This window comes from Streptomyces sp. NBC_01433, from assembly GCF_026340105.1.
Taxonomy (GTDB): domain Bacteria; phylum Actinomycetota; class Actinomycetes; order Streptomycetales; family Streptomycetaceae; genus Streptomyces.
Genome location: NZ_JAPEPM010000001.1, coordinates 1021102 through 1043459, shown reverse-complemented (window position 1 = coordinate 1043459; position 22358 = coordinate 1021102). Strand labels below are relative to the sequence as shown.

The window sequence follows — 22358 nt, the reverse complement described above, 5'->3', positions numbered from 1 at the left end:
GGGGCAGCCCTCAGCCGGCCATGATGGCGCCCAGGATGGCCGCCAGATACGCCGGGTCGTCCGCACCGCACAGTTCGCGCGCCGAATGCATGGACAGCCCCGGCACCCCCACGTCGACCGTCGTGACGCCCAGCCGGGCCGCGGTGAGCGGACCGATCGAGGTGCCGCACGGCATCGCGTTGTTGGAGACGAACGGCTGCCACGGGGCGCCCGCCCGCTCGCACGCCGCCGTGAACACCGCGATGCCGGTGCTGTCGGTGGCGTACCGCTGGTTGACGTTGACCTTGACCGTCGGGCCGCCGTTGGGCAGCGGCCGGTGGTCCGGGTCGTGCCGTTCCGCGTAGTTGGGGTGCACCGCGTGCGCCATGTCGGCGGAGACGCAGAACGCCCCGGACAGGGCCCGCGACCAGTCCTCGCCGCTGCCGCCCCGCGCGGAGACGGAACGCGACAGGACCCGCTCCAGCAGCGGGCTCTGTGCCCCGGTCTCCGAGCCGCTGCCGACCTCCTCGTGGTCGAAGGCGGCCAGCACCGGGATGTACCGGGGCTCCTCGACCCCCGTCGCCGCCTCGACCAGCGCCGTGACCCCCGCGTGCACCGAGATCTGGTTGTCCAGCCGGGACGACACCACGAACTCCCGGTCGACGCCCAGGTATCCGGGCGGCTGGATGTCGTGCAGCATCAGGTCCCAGCCCAGCACATCGGCCGGGTCCTCCTCGGCCGCCGCCGCCACCCGGCGCAGCAGCGCGCCCTCCTGCGGATCGCCGAGGGCCCAGATCGGGGCGATGTGCCGCTGCCGGTCGAGTGCCACGCCCTCGTTGACCGTGCGGTCCAGGTGAATGGCCAACTGGGGCACCCGCAGCAGGGGTTCGTCGATCTGGACGAGCCGGTTGCGGGGGGTGCCGTCCGGGCCGCGCAGGGCGAGCCGGCCGGAGATGCCCAGGTCGCGGTCGAGCCAGGTGTTGAGCGGGACCCCGCCGTAGATCTCCACGCCGATCTGGCGCCAGCCCGCCGTCCCGGTGTCGGGCGACGGCTTGATCCGCAGGTTCGGCGAGTCGGTGTGGGTGCCGACGATCCGGAAGGGGGTGTGGGTGGGGGCGCCCTCGGGGACGTACCAGGCGATCAGCGCACCGGCGCGGGTGACGAAACAGCCGCCGGTCGCCCCGGTCCAGTCGTCCGTACCGCGCAGCTCGCGGAAGCCGGCCTTCTCCAGGCGCTGGGCGGCGCTCGCCACCACGTGGTAGGGCGAGGGGCTGGCCGCGATGAAGGAGAGCAGGTCGTCGGTGTGGCTGCGGTGGGGGGCCGGCGTCATACGGCGTCCGCCTTTCCGGTGTTCGGCTGTGACTGCGAGGGTGAGGACACTGGTGACTCTTCGGGCGTTTCCAGGAGTTCGCGGACCGGCCGGTCGGGCTGGGCACAGAACTCGGCGAGCAGTTCGGTGTACGAGGACAGCAGGTTCTCGGCGGTTTCCCGGTTCCAGAGGTCCGAGGAGAACTCCAGGAACGTCCGATAACCCTTCGCAGGGTCCCGTCGCGGCGCAAGCCCGAAGCACAGCTCGCTGCGGGAAAGCGGCGGTGCCAGATCGGCCACCTCGACCTGGAGACCGGGGATCTCGATGTCCGTGTCGACGGAATTCTGGAACGCCAGGACATGCGGTACCCGGTCGGGGACACTGTCCGCGCCCGCATCCCGCATCGCCCGCATGATCCGCGCGGTCGGCAGGACGTGCGCCATGGCGCCCATCGCGCCCACCCCGGTGCGTACCGCGAACTCCGCGCAGCTCTCCGCGAGATTGGCTGAATCCTGTCGTACGCGCACCATCACCGCGGTTGATGTCATCGCGACGAGCGACTCGGACTCGGTGCCCTCACGGTTGGCGTACGGAACGCTCAGCAGGATGTCCGGCTCCCCGGAGAGCCGGGTCAGGAACACCCCTAGGGCCGCCGCCGCGACCGCGAACGGGGTGGTGTGCCGGGCGCTCGCGAACTCCTCCACCGCCGCCCGCACCTCGCCCGACGCGACGCCGCGGATCGTGTCGCCGCGCCCGCTCAGCCGCTCCGGGCGCGGACGGTCGGTGGGTACGGGGACGGCGGACGGCACCCCGTCCAGGTACGCGGCGCAGTAGGCGGCCCTGGCCGTCTCGGTCCCCGGATCGTGGTGCGCGCGCTGCCGGCGGGCGTACTCCGGAGCCTGCATGGCCGGTGCCGGGAGCGCGTGCCTCATGCCCGCTGCCGCCGCGGTGTACAGCTCGGCGATTTCCGCGAGCAGCAGCGACAGGGACCAGCCGTCGACGGTGATGTGGTGCAGCACGAACATCAGCGCCCAGCGGTCCTCCTCGACGCGCAGCAGCCGCAGTTTGGGCAGGGCGGGCCGGCTCAGATCGAAGCGGCTCGCGGCCGTCTCCCGGCACAACGCGTCGGCGCGCGGCGCCCGTTCGCCGGGCGGCAGTCCGGTGAGATCCTCGACGGGCAGGACGAGCGGAGCGGGGGCGATGACCTCCTGCCACCAGTCTCCGCCCGCCGCACCTTCCGGCTGCTGCGGTACGGACTTCTCGGGTACGGACTTCTCGGGTACGGACTCCTCGGGTACGAGCTCCTCCTCGCCGGACTCCTGTACGAAGCGGGTTCGCAGCGAGTCGTGCCGGGCGATCACCTCGGCGACGGCGGACCGCAGCGCCTCGGGGTCCAGGAGCCCGGTGAACGTGATCCGGGTCGGTACGTTCCACACCTCGGCCCGCGGGACGGCGTGGTGACCGGCGATCATCCGCGCCTGCTGAGCGCTGACGGGGGCGCGGTCCAGGACGGTCTCCGGTACGTCTTCCGGTACGCCCTCCGGGATTCCGCCCGTGAGCTGTTCCGGCGCTCTTCCACCGAGCTGTTCCGTCATCGCCCGCAGCGTGGCCTCGGCGAAGAAGTCCGCCAGCGGGTAGTCGACGCCGAGAGTGTCGCGGACCCGGTTCACCAGCCGGATCGCGGCGATGGAGTTGCCGCCGAGGTCGAAGAAATTGGCTTCGGCGGGGAAGCCGCGCACATCGAGGACGGCCTCCCAGACCTCCCGCAGGACGGCCGCCGTCCCGTCACCGGCCGATCCGCCCCGGTCCTCGCCCCTGGACCCTTCCTCCCGTTCCTGGCCTTCCTCCCGTTCCTCGCCGTCCTCGGTCATCGACCGCAGCGTGTCGTCCAGTTCGGTGAGATACCCGCGAGCCGTCCCGGCGTCGAACAGATCCGCGTCGTAACGCAGCCGCAGCCGTAGTCCGCCCGCTGCCGTGCGGGTGGCCATCAGGGCCAGCTCCAGTGGGGCCGACTCCGTCCCCGCCGCCACCTCCTCGGCGCGCAGGCCGGGCAGTTCGATTCCGGCCAGTGGCGCGCTGTCGAGGTCGATCGACACGGTGATCAGCGGTCGCGGACTGCCCGGGTCCGGGTGGACCGCGGCGAGCAGGGCGTCGAGGTCCACCCGGCTGTGCTCCTCCGCGTCGAACAGGGCGCGCCCCGTGGCCCGTACGGCCTCCGGAACCGGCGTCGTGTCGGTCGCCGTCAGCCGCAACGGCAGGAGCGCCACATGGAATCCGACCGTGTCCAGGGTCTCCGGCAGGCGCCGCCCGAAGGTCGTGCCGAGCAGGAACTCGTCCTGGCCGGAGCGCCGCCGCAGCACCAGCTGCCAGGCCGTGCAGAGCGTGGCGAACAGGGTGACGCCCCGCTCCCCGCTCCACTCCCGGAGCAGATCCGTCCGCTCCCGGTCCAGCGTGCGGGCCTCCGCACCGCCGCGCCCCGCCACCCGGCGCCCGCGCGGCCGGTCCGTGGGCAGCCCCAGGACGGGTGGCTTCTCGCCGAGACACTCGCGCCACCAGGTGAGGTCGGCCTCGGTGCGGGGTGGCTCGGCGGCCCCGACGGTCGTCCCCGCGGGCCGTTCGAACACGGGCGGGCGACCGGCGGCAGCCGCCCGGTACAGCTCCTGGAGGTCGGCCGCGATCAGTCCGGCCGAGTGGGCGTCCGTGATGATGTGGTGCAGGCCGAACACCAATGCGTGGTCGTCCTGCGCCAGTCGGACCAGCCGGGGAGTGAAGAGCGGCCCCGCCGCCAGATCGTACGTACGGGTGCTCTCCTCCGAGAGCACTGCTCCGATCGCCGTGTCGGGCCGCTGCCCCCGGGCATCGGTGACCCGCAGCGGAACGCGCTGCCCGGACCGGACGACCTGCATCACGGTCTCGTCGCCCCGGCCGTCGCCCCGGCCGTCGCACCGCCCGGCCCGGAACACGGTCCGCAGTCCGGCATGGCGTTCCACCAGCCCGTCCACGGCGGTACGGAGCGCGGCCTCGTCCAGCGGCCCGCGCAGCCGTACGGCCTGGGTCTCGTTGTACGCGGCGGAGTCGCCGAGCAGCTGGGAGGCCAGCCAGAGCCGCCGCTGCGCGGAGGTGGCGGGCGCGACCGTCTCCCGCAACCGCTCCCGGGTGCGGCGGCGCAGCACGTCCAGCTGAACGAGCCCCGAGCGCAGCTGCTCCCGCCCCACCCCGAAGTCGACGAGCGCGGCGATCTCGTCCACGCCCGCCCGGTGCAGCGCGTCGACGAACGGCGCGACGCTCTCCGGCGTACCGATCAGGGCCCGCTGGTCGCAGTACCGGTCGTAGGCCCGCCGGAACAGATAGTCGAGGTCCTCCTCGCTCGACTCCGCGACGTCCTGTGGGCTCCGGCCGAGCGCGGTGGCGGCCGACCGCATCAGCAGCGAGGACCGCAGATAGCGGCTCATCGGCTCCAGCGCCTCGGCCCGCGCGGTGTCGTGGTCCGTACCGAGGTACGTGTGCACCAGGACGGTCACCCGGCCGGCCTCCGGGTCCAGCCCGCGGTCCGCGCGGACCTGCCGGTAGTGCGCGATGTTCGCGGTCAGCTCGGCCACGGTCTGGCTCATCAGGTTGGTGACGACGCCGAGCCCGCGCCGGGCCGCCTCCCCGTACGAGTCGCGCTGCCCGGAGGTGGCGAGGAACAGCGGCGGTTCCTCCTGGACCGGCCGGGGATGGATGCGCACCTCGGTCTCGGCGCCCTCGCCCGTGAGCCGCCGGACGGCCTCGCCCCGCCACAGCCTGCGGACCTCGTCCAGGTGCGCGAACGCGATCTCACGACGGTCGGCGAACCGGTCGGGGTGCAGCGCGAAGTCCTGGGCGTGCCAGCCGGTGGCGCATCCGATGCCGACCCGGCCGCCGGAGAGGTTGTCGACGACCGACCACTCCTCCGCGACCCGCACCGGATCGTGCAGCGGCAGGACGACGGAGCCCGCGTTGATCCGGATGCGGCCGGTCTCGCGGGCCAGGGCGGAGGCCAGGACGGCGGGGTTCGGGAAGAGGCCGCCGAAGGAGTGGAAGTGCCGCTCGGGCAGCCAGAGGGAGGAGAAGCCGTGCTCGTCGGCGAAGCGCGCGGTCTCGAAGACCGTGTCGTACGCCTCGGGGGTGCTCCTGGCGTACGCGGCGGTGTCGCCGTCCGCCGGGGACGCGTCGCCGCCCTCCGGATGGTCGCCGAAGAAGTACACCCCGAAGTCGAGGGCGGGGCGCACCGGTCGCACCGGCCGCTTCGCGGGCCTCGCCGCCGGTTCCGTACGAGGGAAGAAACCGCCGTCGCGCAGTTCGCGCAGTGATCCCTTCACCGCGTCCGCGACCGCCGCCACGTCCTCTTCGGTGTGCGCGGTGGAGAGGTAGAAGCTGCGCCATTCCCACACGTACACGCCGCGCAGCTGGAGGTGGTGGTAGAGCAGCTCCATGTCGGCGCGGTGGGTGAAGCGGAACATCGAGCCGAAGTGGGCCAGTTCCAGGGGGAATTCCTCGTCCCGGAAGAAGTCGTTGAGCTGCCCGGCGAGCGCCCCGGTGCGGGCGTTCAGCCGCTCCTGGAGCCCCGGCCCCTGTTCCTTGAGATGGGTGAGCACCGCCTTCGTCGCCGCCATGGAGAGCGGGTGCTGCATGTACGTGCCGCCGATGAACGTGGTCTCCTTCGGAGGGCGGCTGTCGTCCCCGTAGCTCCAGAAGCCCCCGTCGACCCCGTCGAGCAGATCGGCCCGCCCGGCCACGGCCCCGACCGGGAAGCCGCTGCCGAGCGCCTTGCCGTAGGTGGCGAGGTCGGGCACGACCCCGAAGTGGTCCTGGGCGCCGCGCGGATGCGGGCGCAGTCCGGTCAGCATCTCGTCGAAGAGCAGCACGATGCCCCGGCGCGCGGTCAGTTCGCGCAGGGAGCGCAGGAATTCCACCGGGCGCAGGGCGGGATTGCGGCACTGGACCGGCTCCACCAGGACGGCGGCGATGCGGTCGCCCAGCGCGTCGATGGTGTCGAGTGCTTCCTGACCGCCGTACTCCAGCACGATCAGGTCGGCGACGGCGCTTGCCGGGATGCCGCGCGAGACGGGGACGGCGTGGTGGTCCGGACCGCCGGGGCGGCCGAGCACGGAGTCGATGTGCCCGTGGTACGAGCCGCGGAACATGACAACCTTGTCGCGGCCCGTGGCGGCGCGGGCCAGCCGCACGGCCGCCGAGTTCGCCTCCGTACCGGAAGCGGCGAAGGCCACCCGGTCCAGCCCAGTCAGCTCGGCGAGCAGCGCCGCGGCCTCGCCGGTGTCGGGGGAGCGGGGGCCGAGGCGCAGGCCCCGGGAGAGGTGGCGCCGGACGGCCTCGGTGACGAACTCCGGTTCGTGGCCGAAGAGCAGGGAGCCGAAGCCCATGGTGATGTCGGTGTAGTCGTTGCCGTCGACGTCGGTGATCCGGGAGCCGTGCGCCGAACGGGCGGCGATCGGGTACAGCATCTCCTTGGTGGCGTCGCGGAACCCGACGACGGCCCGGCTGTCGGCGAGCACCCGGCGGTGCTGCTGGGCGAGGCGCTTGGACGTGCGGGTCCGTTCGGTGAACCGGTCGACGAGGGAAGCGGTGTGGGCGCGCTGCGCGGCGTCGGCCCGCGACCCGGCCATCCCGCCCGCCGCTTCCACGACGAGGCGGGGGCCGTGGGAGGCGGCCGGGGGAGTGCCCGGGGGAGCGCCCGGCACCGGGTTCGGTGGCGCGGGGGCGTTGGGTGGGGTGGGCGACGGCGGCTGAGGTGCCGTTCGCCGCGTACGGTCCCGTTCGGCGGAGGCGGAGGCGGAGGCGGAGGCGGACGCGGTGGCGGTGGCGGCGGTGGCGGCGGTGAGCTGCTGGGTCAGCTGCCGGGAGAGCGTCGCCGCCCTGGCCACCGCCTCGGCCGTGGCGTTCCGGTCCTCGCCGTACGCCGTGCTCATCGGTCCGCCGCCTCGGTACGGTCGGTCAGCAGGGCGACCGCGGCGGAGAGCTGGGTCAGCATCGCGGCCTGGGTCTCCGCCAACTGGCCTATCTGGCGGGACAGTTCCTCGACCTCGGCGCGGGTGGCGTATACGGGCCCGTCGGGCTCGCCGGGCGCTTCGGGCTGCCGCTCGGGCTCCGGCGCCTGCCGCTGCATCGGCACCTGCTCGGGCGCCCGCTCGCGTCCTTGAGCCCGCCGGCGCTCCTGAGCCCGCGCACGACCTTCAGCCTGTGCGCGGCCCGGCCCCTGTGCCGTCCGGCCCGCTATGAGCCCGGCCGTCAGTCTCGGCGTCCCCGCCTCCTCCAGGATCTCCCGCATGGCTATCTCCGTACCGAACTCCGCCTCCAACTGCCGTATCATGCCGATCAGTTGCAGCGAGTCCGCGCCCATCGCCACGAACGACCGGTCGGCGCCGACCTCCGAGGGCCGATGGCCCAGATGGCGGGCTGCCAGTTCCAGCACCCGTTCCAGTACGGCCTGTTCGGTCATGCCATCCTCCGTCGAGCGTGTGGATATGTGCGGGATCGCGGCGGCCCGTACCGGGGCCGGGCCGGACCAGTACGACTGATGCCGGAACGGGTACGTCGGCAGCGGCACCCGCCGCCCGCCGCACCCGGCGAGCAGCGCGGACCAGTCGACACCCGTCCCCGCGCAGTGCAGCCGGGCCACCGCCCGCTCCCACTGCCGGGTCGGTACGCAGACGGCGTCCGGCAGGACCCGGCGGGCCATCCCGGCCAGCACGGCGGACGGCCCGAGCTCCAGCAGGACGGGGGCATCGCCCAGGGTGTCCAGTACGGCGGCGAAGTCGGCTGTGCGGCGCGCCTGTCGGACCAGGTGGTCGGCGTCGGGCAGCCATCCGACGGGCCGCACGGCGCCGTCCAGACCGCTGACGAACTCCGTGCGCAGCGGCCGGAGTTCCGTCCTCTCGGCGAGGATCCGCAGATCGTCGAGAATCGGGTCGAGCAGCGCGGTGTGGAAGGCCCGGTCCAGGTCGAGCGGCTCGTACGCCTCGCCCCGGTCCGCCAGCAGGGACCGTGCCGCCGCGACCGCCGCCGGGGGCCCGGCGAGGACATGCGCGGCGGTGCCGTTGACCGCGGCGAGCTCCAGACCGTGGACCCCGGCCAGCAGGTCCCGTACCCGATCCCGTGTCACGAAGGCGGCGAGCATGGCTCCGGGCGCCACGTCCCGCCGCATCAACTGCCCGCGTCGGCAGACCAGTCGCATCGCGTTCTCGACGTCCATCGCCCCGGCCACGCACAGCGCCGCGTACTCGCCGACGCTGTGTCCGGCGACCCGCCCCGGCGTGACACCGAGCTGTTCCCACAGCCGGGCCTGGGCGATCTGGAGGGCGAAAAGCGCGGGCTGGGCGAAGGCCGTGTCCCACCGGGCCGGCCCCCGCCCCTCCACGACCCGGGCCAGGAAGTCGCGGTGGCCGGTCTCCTCCTCGTACAGCCGGGCACAGAGGGCGAGTGTCCCGGCCACCACCGGGAAGCGCCCCGACAGCTCGGCGCACATGCCGGGGCGCGGGCCGCCCTGCCCGCTGAACAGGAAGACCGGGCCGACCGCACCCTCCCCGTCCACCACCCCCGTCACGTACGCCTCACCGGACGCACGGTCCGCCACCGCGCCCGAGGCCCCGCCCGCCGCCTCGCCAGCCGCCTTGCCCGCCGCCTCGTCCCGCAGGAAGGCATCGAGCCCGGCGACCGGGTCGGCGGACGTGACGACCAGCCGGTGGGGGAGCAGGCGCCGTCCCAGCGCGGTGGTGACCAGGAGGTCGGCGGGGGCCGTTTCCGGGTGGCGTACGAGATGGTCACGTACCGAGCGGGCGTACGCCACCAGCGCGTCCCCGCTCGCGGCGGACAGCGGAAGCAGCGCCGGAACCGGCACACCGTCCGCGCCGGGCCCGTGTTCCGCGCGCGGGGGCGCGCCGACTGTCCGCCCCGCGCGCGGTGACGCGCCGAGCACCTCTTCCGCGCGCGGTGACGCGCCGGGGACCCGTTCCGTACGCGGGGGCGCCTGTTCCAAGATCACGTGCGCATTGGTACCGCCCATGCCGATGGAGTGCACACCGGCGCGCCGTACCCCGCTCACCGGCCAGTCCCGCTCCTGGGCCGGCAGTACGAAGGGGCTGTCGTCGACCGCGAGCGCCGGGTTGGGCCGGGAGAAGTTCACCAGCGGGGGGACGATTCCGTGCCGCAGCACCTCGATCGCCTTGATCAGCCCGGCCAGCCCGGCCGCGCTGTCCAGATGGCCGATGGCGGGTTTCGTGGAGCCGAGGGCGCAGAAACCGGTCCGGCCGGTGTGCCGGCGGAACGCCTCCGTCAGGGCGGCGAACTCGATCGGATCCCCCTTGAGCGTGCCCGTACCGTGCGCCTCCAGATAGCCGATCGACTCCGCGGAGACCCCGGCCGCGCGCAGCGCCCCGAGCACGGCGTCGCGCTGCCCGGCGACCCCCGGCGCGGCGAACCCCGCCTTGTCCGCCCCGTCGTTGGTGACGGCCGAGCCCAGGATCACGGCACGCACGGTGTCCCCGTCGGCGACCGCCCGGTCCAGCGGCTTCAGCAGGACGGCGGCGACCCCGTTGCCCCCGACGGTGCCGTCCGCGTCCGCGTCGAACGCCCGGACCGTGCCGGTGGGGGAGAGCGTGGACCCCTTCACCGGCCGGTGCCCGGTGATCTGCGGCAGATGCAGGGCGGAGGAGGCCACCAGCATCAGATCCGCGTCCCCGGCCCACAGCGCCTGGCACGCCAGATGTACGGAGACCAGCGCGCTCGAACAGGCCGTCGCCACGTTCACCGCGGGACCGGTCAGGCCGAGCCGGTACGCGGCCCGGTTGGCCGTGAAGTCCGGGTAGGTGCCGACCTGTACCTGCTTGGCCGTCATCCAGTCGCCGGACCGGGACTCCGCGGCGAGATTCTCCGCGAGATAGCTGTGCAGCGAGTACAGGCGGTAGCCGGAGCTCCCGTACACCCCGATCCGTACCGCTTCGTCCGGCCGTGCGTACCCGCCGTCCTCCAGCGCGTGGAAGCAGCATTCCAGGAACAGCCGCTGCTGCGGATCGGTGAGGGCCGCCTCCCGCCCGCTCATCCCGAAGAACGCGGCGTCGAAACCGTCCACGGAATCCAGCAGCGCGCTCGCCCCGACGTACCCCGGGGCGCGGTACTCCGACTCCGGCACCCCGGCCGCCGCGAACTCGGCGTCGGTGAAGCGGCGTACACGGCTGACACCGGCACGGATGTCGCGCCAGTACTCCTCGGTGCTGTCAGCTCCGGGAAACCTCAGCGCCGTCCCGATCACCGCGATGCGACGGTCCTTCACCGCTGTGGGACGGTCCTTCACCGCCATGCGGTTGTCCTTCAACTGCCTCTCCCCTCCGCAGCCCCGCCACCCGCAGCAGGAATGCCAGCGCGACCACGATGGCAGCCCCATGGGACCACGCGACCACGGTGAAGGAGGTGTACCGGTCGAGAGCGGCGGCCACGAGGATCATGCCGACCCCGAAGCCGAGGTTCTCGAACGTTGCGGAGAGCCCGAAGGCATGGCCGCGCAAGTCGGCCGGAAGAGTCTGGAGATGCGAGGTGTACGACACCTCGGTGAGGCCGTCCGCGGCGCCCGCGACCAGCGCGATCACCGCCGTCACGGGCAACGGGAAACCGGCGAAGGCCAGGATGAACGCCGCCGACATCACGACGGTCCCGTAACCGAAGCCCAGCGCGCCCACCGACCGCCCGGTGCGCTTCGCGTACCGCTGGATCACCTGCTGCGCACCGATGTTGCCCAGCGCCCACACGCACCAGAAGGCGGACACGAACACCGCGGGGTTCGACGCGTCCAGCTCGGTGGAGTAGATCGGCAGCGCCGCGTTGTGGGAGGACGAACCGAACGCGTCCACCCCGCGCAGCGCCACCATCAGGCCCATGCCGGGCGCTGCGGCCAGTGCCAGGAACGCGACGGGCCTCCGCCGCCGCCCTGCCAGGAAGGCGAAGGCTCCCCGCCGCCCCGTCCCCTTCGCCGCCGCGCCCCCGACCGGCTCCGGTGCCGTCGCTTCCCCCGTGCGCCCGCCGGAGTCCCCCTCCGAGTCCGGCGCGGCGCCCGCATCCGGCGCGGTGCCCGCGCCCCTGCCGCCCCCGGCGATCGGCAGGAGGGCCACCGTCACCGCGCAGGCCGCGAAGGTCGCCATGTCGACGGCGAACGCCGCGGTGTACCCGACCAGGGACACCACCACACCCGCCGAGGCGAAGCCCGCCACCATCGCCAGTGAACGTCCCGTGATCGACAGGGAGTTCGCCCAGGCCCGGCGGTCCTCACCGACCATCTCCGGGATCGAACTGCGCAACGACACCATGAACAGCGTTCCGCACGCCCCGATCACCAGCGAGACGGCCATCAGCGCCGCCGTCCGCAGACCGTCCGGCGCCAGAATGAGCAGCAGCATCACCGCCGCCTGCGCGACATTCACCCACAGCATGATGCTTTTCGCCGTGAAGCGGGCGAGCAGCCCGCCCGCCATCAGTCCGGCGACAAATCCGGAAGCCAGCCGCACGGCCATGAACAGGCCCATGGCGAGCGCTCGGCCCGTCGTCTCATAGACGAACAGATTGAGCGCCACCATATTCAGGAACGTGCCGTACGAAGAGACGGCGTATCCCGCGACGAGGAATCGATAACGCCGCTCGGAACGCGCCGTGTTGACAGAGCTCACCGCTCCGTTCTCCGTTTCTCTATCTGTTTCGCTGTCCGCTTCGTTCGGTGTTGTGCTGTTCGATTGGCTATCGGTGCCGTTGATACCGGGTTTCACCCGCACATACTCGTCCAGCCGGAGCACTCACCGATGTCGTCCCGTTTGCACAAAGGTAATCTGCATACTTGTGCAGGACGATCAATCCCTCCCACCGGTATGTGATTGCCGCGAATCGACGCCGGACCGCCCGATGCCGGAGCGGCCCTGCGAGACGGCACTCACGACCTACCGGCGCGCGCTCCTGGAGGGCAGCCTTCCGCAGGGCGAGGTGGCCGCCTGCCTGCGCGCCCTGCATCTGATGGTGGCCGACCGGGAATCACCGGGCTTCATGATCCCCGTGCCGCCGGAGACCGCGTCGTTCGCCGCGCTCGCCCCCATGGAGGAGGCGATCCTCGAACAGCGCCGCACCCTGCGCTCGGCGCGCGCCGCCCTCGCCGCCTTCGAGGGCCTGTACGCCGATGTGCACCGGCTCCAACAGCCCGCCCTCACCCGGCTCTCCGGACACGCCGTCATCAGCAAGGCCCTCGAAGCGGGAGTCGGCGGCTGCCGCGAGGAGGTGCGCACCGCGCACCCGGGCGGCGGCCGTCCCGCGCACCTCCTGCGGGAGTCGCTGCCCCGGGACCTGAACAGCCTGCGGCGCGGCATCCGGCAGCACACGATCTACCAGCACACCGTCCGCTCGGACCGCACGACGCTCGCGTACATCGAGCAGGTGACAGCGGCGGGCGCGGAGGTCAGGACGCTCGCCGAGGTCGTCGACCGGATCATCGTGTTCGACCGGGACCTCGCGTTCATCCCGTTCTCCGACGAACCGCACAACGCCCTGCGCATCCAGCACCCGTCCCTGGTCCGCCTCCTGATCCGGCACTTCGACGAGGCGTGGGCCCGCTCGGTCCCCGTCCGCCCGGAACGCGCACTGCTGCGCACCCCCGTCATCACCTCCGACCTCCAGCGCGCGATCCTGCAGGCGGTCGTCAACGGCGAGACGGACGCGGCGATCGCCCGGCGCATCGGCATGAGCAGGCGCAGCGTCGCCGAGCACATGCGCAAGGTCTCCGAGCAACTGGGCAGCAACAGCCGCGCCCAGCTCGGCTATCTGGTGGCGACCTCGGGCCTGCTGGACGGCTGAGCGGCGTACAGCGGGGGCCGCTGGGGCTACTGGGGCCACTGGGAACGCGGCGGCGCGGTGGCTGGAAACGCACGGTGGGGGCGCTCCGTCCGGAACGCCCCCACCCACCGCTTGCCTGTACGCCGGTCAGCCGACAGGCCCGTACGCCGGCCGGCCGGTCAGCCGAGACCAGGCCCCCGTACCGGAATGCTGGTGAACGTCGGCGCGGGGGCGGGCTCGGTGAAGAAGTCGTTGCCCTTGTCGTCGACCACGACGAACGCGGGGAAGTCCTCGACCTCGATCTTCCAGACCGCCTCCATGCCGAGCTCCTCGTACTCGATGACCTCGACCTTCTTGATGCAGTCCTGCGCGAGGCGCGCGGCCGGGCCGCCGATGGAGCCGAGGTAGAAGCCGCCGTGCGCGTCGCACGCGTCGGTGACCTGCCGGGACCGGTTGCCCTTGGCCAGCATCACCTTGGAGCCGCCCGCCGCCTGGAACTGCGCGACGTAGCTGTCCATGCGGCCGGCCGTCGTCGGGCCGAAGGAGCCGGACGCGTACCCCTCGGGCGTCTTGGCCGGGCCCGCGTAGTACACCGGGTGGTCCTTCAGGTACTGCGGCATCTCCTCGCCCGCGTCCAGCCGCTCCTTGATCTTGGCGTGCGCGATGTCGCGCGCCACGACCAGCGGGCCGGTCAGCGAGAGCCGGGTCTTGACCGGGTACTTGGTCAGCTCGGCGAGGATGTCGTCCATCGGCCGGTTCAGGTCGATCCGCACGACATCCGCGGCCTCGTCCAGGTGGTCGTCGGTGGTGTCCGGCAGGAAGCGCGCCGGGTCCCTCTCCAGCTGCTCCAGGAAGACACCCTCGGCGGTGATCTTCGCGGTGGCCTGGCGGTCCGCCGAGCAGGACACGGCGATGGCGACGGGCAGCGAGGCGCCGTGCCGGGGGAGCCGGACGACGCGTACGTCGTGGCAGAAGTACTTGCCGCCGAACTGCGCGCCGATCCCGATCTTCTGCGTCAGCTCGAAGACCTTCTCCTCCAGGTCCTTGTCCCGGAAGCCGTGCCCGGTGGGGGAGCCCTCGGCGGGCAGCTCGTCCAGGTAGTGCGCGGAGGCGTACTTCGCGGTCTTCAGCGCGAACTCGGCCGACGTACCGCCGACGACGATCGCCAGGTGGTACGGCGGGCAGGCCGCGGTGCCCAGCGAACGGATCTTCTCCTCCAGGAACTTCATCATGGAGGTCTCGTTGAGGACCGCCTTGGTCTCCTGGTAGAGGAACGACTTGTTGGCGGAGCCGCCGCCCTTCGCCATGAAGAGGAACTTGTACGCGCCGCCGTCGGTGGCGTACAGCTCGATCTGCGCCGGGAGGTTCGAGCCGGTGTTCTTCTCGTCCCACATGGTCAGCGGGGCCATCTGCGAGTAGCGCAGGTTGAGCTTGGTGTACGCGTCGAAGACGCCGTGCGACAGGGCCTCCTCGTCACCGCCCGACGTCAGCACGTTCTGGCCGCGCTTGCCCATGACGATCGCCGTACCGGTGTCCTGGCACATCGGCAGGACACCCGCGGCGGCGATGTTCGCGTTCTTCAGGAGGTCGAGCGCGACGAACTTGTCGTTGGACGAGGCATCGGGGTCGTCCACGATCCGGCGCAGCTGCGCGAGGTGCGCGGGGCGCAGGAAGTGCGAGATGTCGTGCATGGCCTCGGCGGCGAGCGTGCGCAGGGCCTCCGGCTCGACCTTGAGGAACGTACGACCGTCGGCCTCGAAGGTGGAGACGCCCTCGGCGGTCACCAGACGATAGGGCGTGGTGTCCTCTCCCAGGGGGAGCAGATCGGAGTACGCAAACTCTGGCATTACGGCCATTCCTCACTCGGCGACAGCGGCTGACCTCCCTTGGGCAGCGCATCCACCAGCGTAGAGCGCCGTGGGTCACCCGATCCTGTGAGGTAAGGCTCACCTGGAACCAGGAGGCGGCGCCCCTGATTCCGGGCCGGGCCGGGCGTGGCGGACCGGGCGGTGAGCGCCCAGGATTTGGCCGGATCGCCCGGACTGCCCCTAGTCGCGATCTATCGCGTTTGGGTACGCTGGATCGGTGGACCTCGAAAAGCAGCCCCAGCAGCCCGTCGCCCCGGCTGAACCCCCACCGGCCGGTATCCGAGCCTCCGACGCCGACCGCGACCGGATCGCGGACATCCTGCGGGACGCCATGGCCGAGGGCCGGCTGACCGCCGAGGAGCACGCCGAGCGGATCGACCTGGTCTACCGCGCCAAGACCCTCGGTGAACTCGAACCGCTGGTCCGCGACCTGCCCGCGCCCGGCGCCACCGCCCCGCAGACCGGTGCGCGGCCCTACGCCTACGGCCCCGAGGGTCCGGCCGGGCCGGCGGACAACCTCGTGGCGATCTTCAGCAGCTCGACCAGGAAAGGGCGTTGGCGGGTCGGTGGCCGTACCAACGCCTTCTCGCTGTTCGGTTCCGTGGAGATCGATCTGACGGAGGCTCTTTTCGGCCAACGGCTCACCGTCATCAACGCGACGTCCATCTTCGGCAGTGTCGAGATCAAGGTGCCGCAGAACATCTCGCTGCGCGGCAGCGGGACGGGTGTTTTCGGTAATTTCGAAGTGATGACACTGGAATCCGCGGACCCGGAAGCACCGGTCGTCGTGGTGAACGGCTATTCCGTCTTCGGAAGCGTGGAGGCAAAGCCCAAGCGGGGCAAGTTCATTGCCGACCTCCACGACCAACTGCGCAAACACCTCGGCCGCTGAGCGGGCGGTGGTGGACAGCCTTCGGGATCCGGCCAAAGTGCGCCGCGGGTGCAATTGCGCGCCCCGGAAGCCTGTGCCACGCAGCGCTTAGGCACGCGCACAGCGGGTAGGGAATGCTGCATCGTCTCTCGCTCGCGAAGCCGTCGTCAGGAGTAGACCGTGCTGCAACCGCCGCATCAGACTCTGCAGGTCGTCGCCGTTCCTCCCCAGCGCACTCCCGCTCGGGAAGACCAGGCGGGACCCTGGCATTCGGAGGCGGTGTGCCGCCGGGACGAAGCCGGGTTGTTCTTCGCCCCGTCGAAGGAGCCGACTGCTGCCCGACTGTCCCGCGAGGAGGCCGCCAAACGCGTATGCGCCCGCTGTCCGGTGATGGTGGCGTGCCAGGAGCACGCCTTGATGCAACCCGAGCCGTACGGGGTGTGGGGCGGCCTGACCGCCGCGGAACGCCGCGTGGTGCTCGCCCGGCGCCGTAGGCGCGAGATCGAGCTCACGTCGGCGGCGCAGACGGAGCAGATAGCCGCGGCGGGCTGAGGAACACGGGTGAGGGGGCTGCCCGTCGGCAGCCCCCTCACCCGTGTCCCTGTTTCCGCCGCTTCTCCGCGCGGGCGGCCGGACCTGCTCGGCGCGGTCGGACCTACTTCGCGCGGTCGAAGTCGATCGCGCTGTAGGCGCGCAGCTTCGACAGCCGGTGGGTCGAGTCGATCTTCCGGATCGTGCCCGACTTCGAACGCATGACGATCGACTCGGTGGTCGCCGTCTCCGCGCGGTACCGCACACCGCGCATCAGTTCACCGTCGGTGATACCGGTCGCCACGAAGAACACGTTGTCGCCGCTGACCAGGTCGTCGGTCGACAGCACCCGGTCCAGGTCGTGCCCGGCGTCCAGCGCGCGCTGACGCTCGGCCTCGTCCTTGGGCCACAGCTTGCCCTGGATGACACCGCCGAGGCACTTTATGGCGCACGCCGAGATGATGCCCTCGGGGGTGCCGCCGATGCCCATCAGCAGATCGACGCCGGTGCCCTCGCGGGCCGCCATGATCGAGCCCGCGACATCGCCGTCGGAGATGAACTTGATCCGGGCGCCCGTCTCCCGGATCTCCTTGACGATGCCCTCGTGGCGGGGGCGGTCGAGGATGACGACGGTGACGTCCTCGGGCGTCGAGTTCTTCGCCCTCGCGACACGCCGGATGTTCACCGACACGGGTGCGTTGATGTCGACGAAGTCCGCGGCCTCGGGGCCCGTGACCAGCTTGTCCATGTAGAAGACGGCGGACGGGTCGAACATGGCGCCGCGGTCGGCGGCGGCCAGCACGGCGATCGCGTTCGGCATGCCCTTGGCGTTCAGCGTGGTGCCGTCGATCGGGTCGACGGCGATGTCGACCTCGGGGCCGGTTCCGTCGCCCACGCGCTCGCCGTTGAACAGCATGGGCGCTTCGTCCTTCTCGCCCTCACCGATGACGACGACGCCGTTCATCGAGACGGTGGAGACGAGGGTCCGCATGGCCTTCACGGCGGCGCCGTCGGCGCCGATCTTGTCGCCGCGGCCGACCCAGCGCCCGGCTGCCATGGCGGCGGCCTCGGTGACCCGGACCAGCTCCAGGGCCAGGTTGCGGTCGGGGGCCTCCGGGGAGACCTCTAGCTGGGACGGCAGATGATGCTCGGACATCGGAGCGCACCTTTCTGTACGGCGACGACCGGAAAAGAGGGTGCTGCGACTCTATCGGTAGGTCGATAAAATGAGCAGAGCGGGTCACGTATGAGCAGCCTCCCCGTGGCCGGGCGGGAAGAGGCACATGCCACCATTGACCCCGTGGCGAGCAAGCGAGGCAAACAGACGGTCCGGGACATGTTCCTGTCGATGATGGTGATCACCGCCGCCGCGGGGGTCATCTACGTGTTCATCCCGCATGACGACAAGGCCGATCCCATCAAGGCCGTCGACTTCAGGGTGGAACTCGTCACGGCGAGGCGGGCGGCGCCGTATCCGGTGGCCGCGCCGGAGGGCCTGGCGAAGGGCTGGAAGCCGACCTCCGTCTCGTACACGAGCAAGGCGGGGGACAGCTGGCACCTCGGCTTCCTCGACCCGGACAGCAGGTACGTCGCGGTCGAGCAGTCCACGAACCCGGCCAAGAAGTACATCCCCGAGGTCAGCCGGGACGCCAGGAACACCGGGCGCACCGAGGATGTCGCGGGGCGCGCGTGGGAGCACTGGGAGGGGCCGAAGTACGACGCCCTCGTCCTGCGGGAGAAGGGCTCGACCACCGTGGTCACGGGCTCGGCACCCAAGGGGCGGCTCGTGGAGATGGCCGCCGCGCTGAAGACCACCCCCTGACCCGACAGCATCCTCCGCATCCTCCGCACCTTCCGCACCTTCCGCACCTCCACGAGGCGGCCTCGTCGTCCGGCTGAGGGCGCACGCGCAGAGGGCACACGCACAGCGCCCGGCCGGGAAACCCTGGCCGGGCGCATGTACAAGCGGCTTCCCGCGAAGCGATCGCCGCGATCGGATCGCCGTGATCGCCGCAATCGCGGGAATCGCGGAATCAGACGGTCGTGACGACCTCGTCGTACGACAGGCGCGGCGAACGCGGGAACCAGGCGTCCTCGCCCGGCTTGCCGATGTTGACGACCATCAGCGGGATGTGGTCGTCGTCCAGGAACTCCTTCTGGATGCCCGCGGCGTCGTAACCGGTCATCGGGCCTGCGGCCAGACCGGCGGCGCGGACACCGATGATGAAGTACGCGGACTGCAGCGCGGCGTTGAGAAGGGCGGCCGACTCGCGGACCGGGCGCTCGGAGAAGAACGCGTCCTTGGCCTGCGGGAAGTGCGGCAGCAGGGCCGGCAGCTCCTCGTGGAACTCGTTGTCGGCGACGAGGATCGCGACGAGCGGGGCGACGGCGGTCTTCGGGCGGTTGCCCTCGGCCATGTGCTGGACGAGGCGCTCGCGGCCCTCGGCGGAGCGGACCAGGACGACGCGCAGCGGCGACTGGTTGAAGGCCGTGGGGCCGTACTTGACCAGGTCGTAGATCGCCTGGACCTGCTCATCGGTCACCGGCTCGTCGGTGAACGTGTTGGCGGTGCGGGCCTCACGGAAGAGGAGGTCCTGGGCGGCGGGGTCAAGAACGAGGGACATCTTGCGAATACCTTCCGGACGAACAGGGGGGATCAAGCGATGAGATCACCGTAACGGAGAGGTAGGTTAACTTTCAACTAAAATCGGGCGGGAGTGAGCCACCCCACAACAGGGCCACCCCCCTGGCGCCGGAGCCGATCGGCCGACGGGCCTGCCCGCGTACGGCACCCGGTGGACGCCTCAGTCGTCGGCGCCCGAGTCCCGCGCGGGCTCCTCCGGGCGGGCCAGAGCCGCGTCCAGACGGGCGCGGGCACCTTCCAGCCAGCGCCGGCACACCTGCGCCAGCTCCTCGCCCCGCTCCCACAGGGCCAACGACTCCTCCAGCGTCGTGCCGCCCGCCTCCAGGCGGCGCACGACCTCGATCAGCTCGTCCCGCGCCTGCTCGTACCCGAGCGTGCCTGTCGCGGCAGCCGTCGCCGTCCCGTCGTCCGTCATGTGATCCACCCTATTCGTGAGCCGAGAAAACACCGTGAGCGGACCCCGCGGGCCCCTTACTGACCGGACCGTGCGCGGCGTGACCCGTACCTGCGAGGCATGGCACGGCGCGACCCGTACAGGTCACCCCTCCACCCGTACGGTGAACTCGCCCTCCGACACCCGCGCCCGCAGCGGCTCGCCGGGCGCACCGGCGTCGGCGGGGGAGCGCACCACATGGCCGTCGGGCCGCTGGAGCACCGCGTAACCCCGCTCCAGCGTGGCGGCGGGTGACAGCGAGACCACCCGGGCCCGGGTGTGCGCGAGCTCCGAATCGGCCCGGTCCAGCAGATGCCCGAGCACCCGGCGGCTCCGCCCGGCCAACGCGTCCACCTCGGCGGCCCGCTCGTCCACCAGCCGCTGGGGGCGCTCCATCGACGGGCGGCCCAGCGCGTGCGCCAGCCCCCGTTCCTCCCGGTCGAGCATGCCCCGTACGGTGCGCAGCGCCCGGTCCCGCAACTGCTGCACCCGGTCCAGCTCCTCGCCCACGTCCGGTACGACCTTCTTCGCCGCGTCCGTGGGCGTCGACGCCCGCAGGTCCGCCACCAGGTCGAGCAGCGGGGAGTCGGGCTCGTGCCCGATCGCGGAGACCACCGGCGTACGGCACGCGGCCACCGCCCGGATCAACTGCTCGTCGGAGAACGGCAGCAGGTCCTCCACGCTGCCGCCGCCCCGGGCGACGACGATCACATCGACCTCGTCCAGGGCATCCAGCTCCTCGACGGCCTTGACCACCTGATTCACCGCGTGCACGCCCTGCACCGCGGTGTTGCGCACCTCGAACCGCACCGCGGGCCAGCGGCGCCGGGCGTTCTCCAGGACATCGCGCTCGGCCGCCGAGGCCCGCCCGCAGACCAGACCGATCAGCTGCGGCAGGAACGGCAACGGCTTCTTGCGGTCCAGCGCGAAGAGCCCCTCCGAGGCGAGCGACTTCTTCAGCTGCTCCAGCCGGACCAGCAGCTCCCCGATGCCCACCGGCCGTATCTCCGTGGCCCGCAGGGACAGCTGGCCCCGGGGCGCGTACCACTCGGGCCTGGCCAGGACGACGACCCGCGCACCCTCCGTCACGACATCCGCGATGCGGTCGAAGACCTGCCGGTAGCAGGTGACGCTCACGGAGATGTCGTGCGACGGATCGCGCAGGGTCAGAAAGACGACTCCGGCACCGGGCCGCCGCGACAGCTGGGTGATCTGCCCCTCGACCCAGATCGCCCCGAGCCGGTCGATCCACCCCCCGATGAGCCGTGACACCTCACCGACGGGCAGCGGCGCTTCCGCGGATGTGTTGAGAGCCATGCGGACGAGCGTATCGGCAGGCGCCGACAGGAGGGGCGGGCAGCAGGACAAGAGGTCCCCGGTCCAGCGGGCCGGTCACCTGCGCCCGCCCCCACCGCAGGGCGCCCAGCCCCACCGCACCCACGCCTCCCCCACTCAACCGGCGCCCCCCACACCCGCCCCCCTCACCCGGCCCCCCGGCCGCCCGACTCCGCCTCCATCGGATCCGCCCCACCGGCCCCCGGGCGCCGCCGCCCCCACTGCACCGCGAGCACCACGAGCCCCACCGCCAGCCAGCACAGCCCGACCACCTGCGCGCTCGTCGTCGCCTCCACGATCACCGCGATCAGCACCGCCGCACCGACCACCGGGACCAGGACATGGCGCCACCAGCTGGGCTCACCCTCCATCCGGCGTACGGCGAACCAGCCGACCACCGACGCGTGCAGCAGCACGAACGCCGTCAGCGCGCCCACGTCCACGACCGACACCAGATGGTCCAGGCCGTCGTCGCGCCGGGCCGCCCACACCGCGGCCACCAGCGTCACGATCGCCGCGCCCAGGATCGCGACCCGCGGCACCCCGGACTTCGCGTCGACCCTCGCCAGGAACGGCGGCAGCCGCCGCTCCCGCGCCATCGCGAACACCAGCCGCCCCGCGGCCGCCTGCCCCGCCAGCGCGGCGAACGCGGCGCCGATCGCCTTGCTGGCCGCCACCAGATCGTGCAGCCAGCTCCCGACGGAGGCATCCACCGCGTCGTAGAACGCGGACCCCTGCTTCGCCGGATCGGCCGCCAGCTCCGCCGAGCTGACCGGCTCCAGCAGCGCGGCGAGATAGGACTGGGCGATGAACAGCACGCCCGCGAGGATCAGGCAGAACAGCACCGCACGCGCCACCTTCGCCGAGCCGCCGGTCACCTCCTCGGCGAACGAGGCGATGGCGTCGAAGCCCAGATAGGAGAGCACGGCCACGGACACGGCGCCCATCACCATGGTCATCGAGAACCCGGAATCGCCGGTGAGCGGCGACAGCCAGCCGCGCTGCGCGCCGTCGCGCACGAGCACCACCACCGCCGACACCAGGAACACCAGCAGCACCACGATCTCCATGGCCAGCACGGCGAAGCCGACCCGGGCGGCGGCCCGTACGCCCCACAGGTTCAGGAGCGTGGTCACCACGACCGCGATCGTCGTCCACACCCACCGCGACACCTCGGGGACCAGCGCGTTCATCGCGATCCCGGAGAAGAGATAGGCGACCGCCGGAATCAGCAGATAGTCGAGCATCGCCATCCACCCGGCGATGAACCCGGGCCCTTCCCCGAGCCCCTTGCGGGCATACGCGAAGACCGAACCCGCCAGTGGAGCGACCCGCACCATCTGGGCGTAACTGAAGGCGGTGAACGCCATGACGACGGTCGCCACCACGTAGACCAGGGCGACCGCACCGCCCGACTTCGCGTCGAGTGTGCCGAACACGCCGACCGGCGCCATGGGGGCGATGAACAGCAGGCCGTAGACCACCAGGTCCCGGAAGCCGAGCGTGCGCCGCAATGTGGGCCGTTCCCTGCTGCTGCTCCCCGACATCCG

Annotated in this window: 14 protein-coding genes; 4 read left to right on the top strand and 10 right to left on the bottom strand. The window is 71.9% G+C overall.

Annotation, left to right across the window (positions count from 1 at the left end):
- Window positions 1-10 precede the first annotated feature (10 nt).
- Genes OG413_RS04485 through OG413_RS04470 form a run of 4 tightly spaced genes read right to left on the bottom strand, consistent with a single transcriptional unit; the run spans window position 11 to window position 12075 of the window.
- A complete protein-coding gene (locus OG413_RS04485) occupies window positions 11-1309 on the bottom strand; it encodes a M18 family aminopeptidase (RefSeq protein WP_266803114.1) in 1299 nt (432 codons plus the stop codon).
- Complete coding sequence (locus tag OG413_RS04480; RefSeq protein WP_266803113.1) at window positions 1306-7236, bottom strand: MupA/Atu3671 family FMN-dependent luciferase-like monooxygenase; 5931 nt, start codon at window positions 7234-7236, stop codon at window positions 1306-1308. The genes OG413_RS04485 and OG413_RS04480 overlap by 4 nt, the downstream gene beginning before the upstream one ends.
- Entirely contained in the window at window positions 7233-10622 is a 3390-nt protein-coding gene (locus tag OG413_RS04475; protein ID WP_266803112.1) for a type I polyketide synthase, read from the bottom strand. Before OG413_RS04475 ends, OG413_RS04480 begins: the two co-directional genes overlap by 4 nt.
- On the bottom strand, window positions 10540-12075 hold the full coding sequence (locus OG413_RS04470) for an MFS transporter (RefSeq protein ID WP_266803111.1): 1536 nt from the start codon (window positions 12073-12075) through the stop codon (window positions 10540-10542). The genes OG413_RS04475 and OG413_RS04470 overlap by 83 nt, the downstream gene beginning before the upstream one ends.
- Before the next feature lie 70 nt (window positions 12076-12145).
- Between OG413_RS04470 and OG413_RS04465 the strand changes: the two genes are divergently transcribed.
- Window positions 12146-13147, top strand: coding sequence for a LuxR C-terminal-related transcriptional regulator (locus tag OG413_RS04465; RefSeq protein WP_323137807.1), 1002 nt, complete (start codon window positions 12146-12148; stop codon window positions 13145-13147).
- A 158-nt stretch (window positions 13148-13305) separates the two neighbouring features.
- Here OG413_RS04465 and OG413_RS04460 read toward each other — a convergent pair whose 3' ends face one another.
- Complete coding sequence (locus OG413_RS04460; protein ID WP_266803109.1) at window positions 13306-14973, bottom strand: fumarate hydratase; 1668 nt, start codon at window positions 14971-14973, stop codon at window positions 13306-13308.
- Between the two features lie 238 nt (window positions 14974-15211).
- Between OG413_RS04460 and OG413_RS04455 the strand changes: the two genes are divergently transcribed.
- Together OG413_RS04455 and OG413_RS04450 are read left to right on the top strand one after the other, a co-directional pair.
- Window positions 15212-15886: a DUF1707 domain-containing protein gene (locus OG413_RS04455; RefSeq protein ID WP_266803108.1), complete on the top strand. Its 675-nt coding sequence runs from the start codon at window positions 15212-15214 to the stop codon at window positions 15884-15886.
- A gap of 159 nt (window positions 15887-16045) precedes the next feature.
- Window positions 16046-16417, top strand: a complete 372-nt coding sequence (locus OG413_RS04450) for a WhiB family transcriptional regulator (protein WP_266803107.1) — start codon at window positions 16046-16048, stop codon at window positions 16415-16417.
- 103 nt (window positions 16418-16520) lie between these two features.
- Here the strand turns inward: OG413_RS04450 and glpX are convergent, their stop codons facing one another.
- Entirely contained in the window at window positions 16521-17552 is a 1032-nt protein-coding gene (gene glpX / locus OG413_RS04445; RefSeq protein WP_266803106.1) for a class II fructose-bisphosphatase, read from the bottom strand.
- A 144-nt stretch (window positions 17553-17696) separates the two neighbouring features.
- Between glpX and OG413_RS04440 the strand changes: the two genes are divergently transcribed.
- Entirely contained in the window at window positions 17697-18218 is a 522-nt protein-coding gene (locus OG413_RS04440; protein ID WP_266803105.1) for a DUF4245 domain-containing protein, read from the top strand.
- Window positions 18219-18429: 211 nt separating this feature from the next.
- Here the strand turns inward: OG413_RS04440 and OG413_RS04435 are convergent, their stop codons facing one another.
- From OG413_RS04435 to OG413_RS04420, 4 genes are all read right to left on the bottom strand, one after another.
- Window positions 18430-19020: a malonic semialdehyde reductase gene (locus OG413_RS04435; RefSeq protein WP_266803104.1), complete on the bottom strand. Its 591-nt coding sequence runs from the start codon at window positions 19018-19020 to the stop codon at window positions 18430-18432.
- A gap of 180 nt (window positions 19021-19200) precedes the next feature.
- Window positions 19201-19455, bottom strand: a complete 255-nt coding sequence (locus OG413_RS04430; RefSeq protein WP_266803103.1) for an exodeoxyribonuclease VII small subunit — start codon at window positions 19453-19455, stop codon at window positions 19201-19203.
- A 123-nt stretch (window positions 19456-19578) separates the two neighbouring features.
- Window positions 19579-20790, bottom strand: coding sequence for an exodeoxyribonuclease VII large subunit (gene xseA, locus OG413_RS04425; RefSeq protein ID WP_266803102.1), 1212 nt, complete (start codon window positions 20788-20790; stop codon window positions 19579-19581).
- 164 nt (window positions 20791-20954) lie between these two features.
- Entirely contained in the window at window positions 20955-22355 is a 1401-nt protein-coding gene (locus OG413_RS04420) for an APC family permease (protein ID WP_266803101.1), read from the bottom strand.
- Window positions 22356-22358 lie beyond the last annotated feature (3 nt).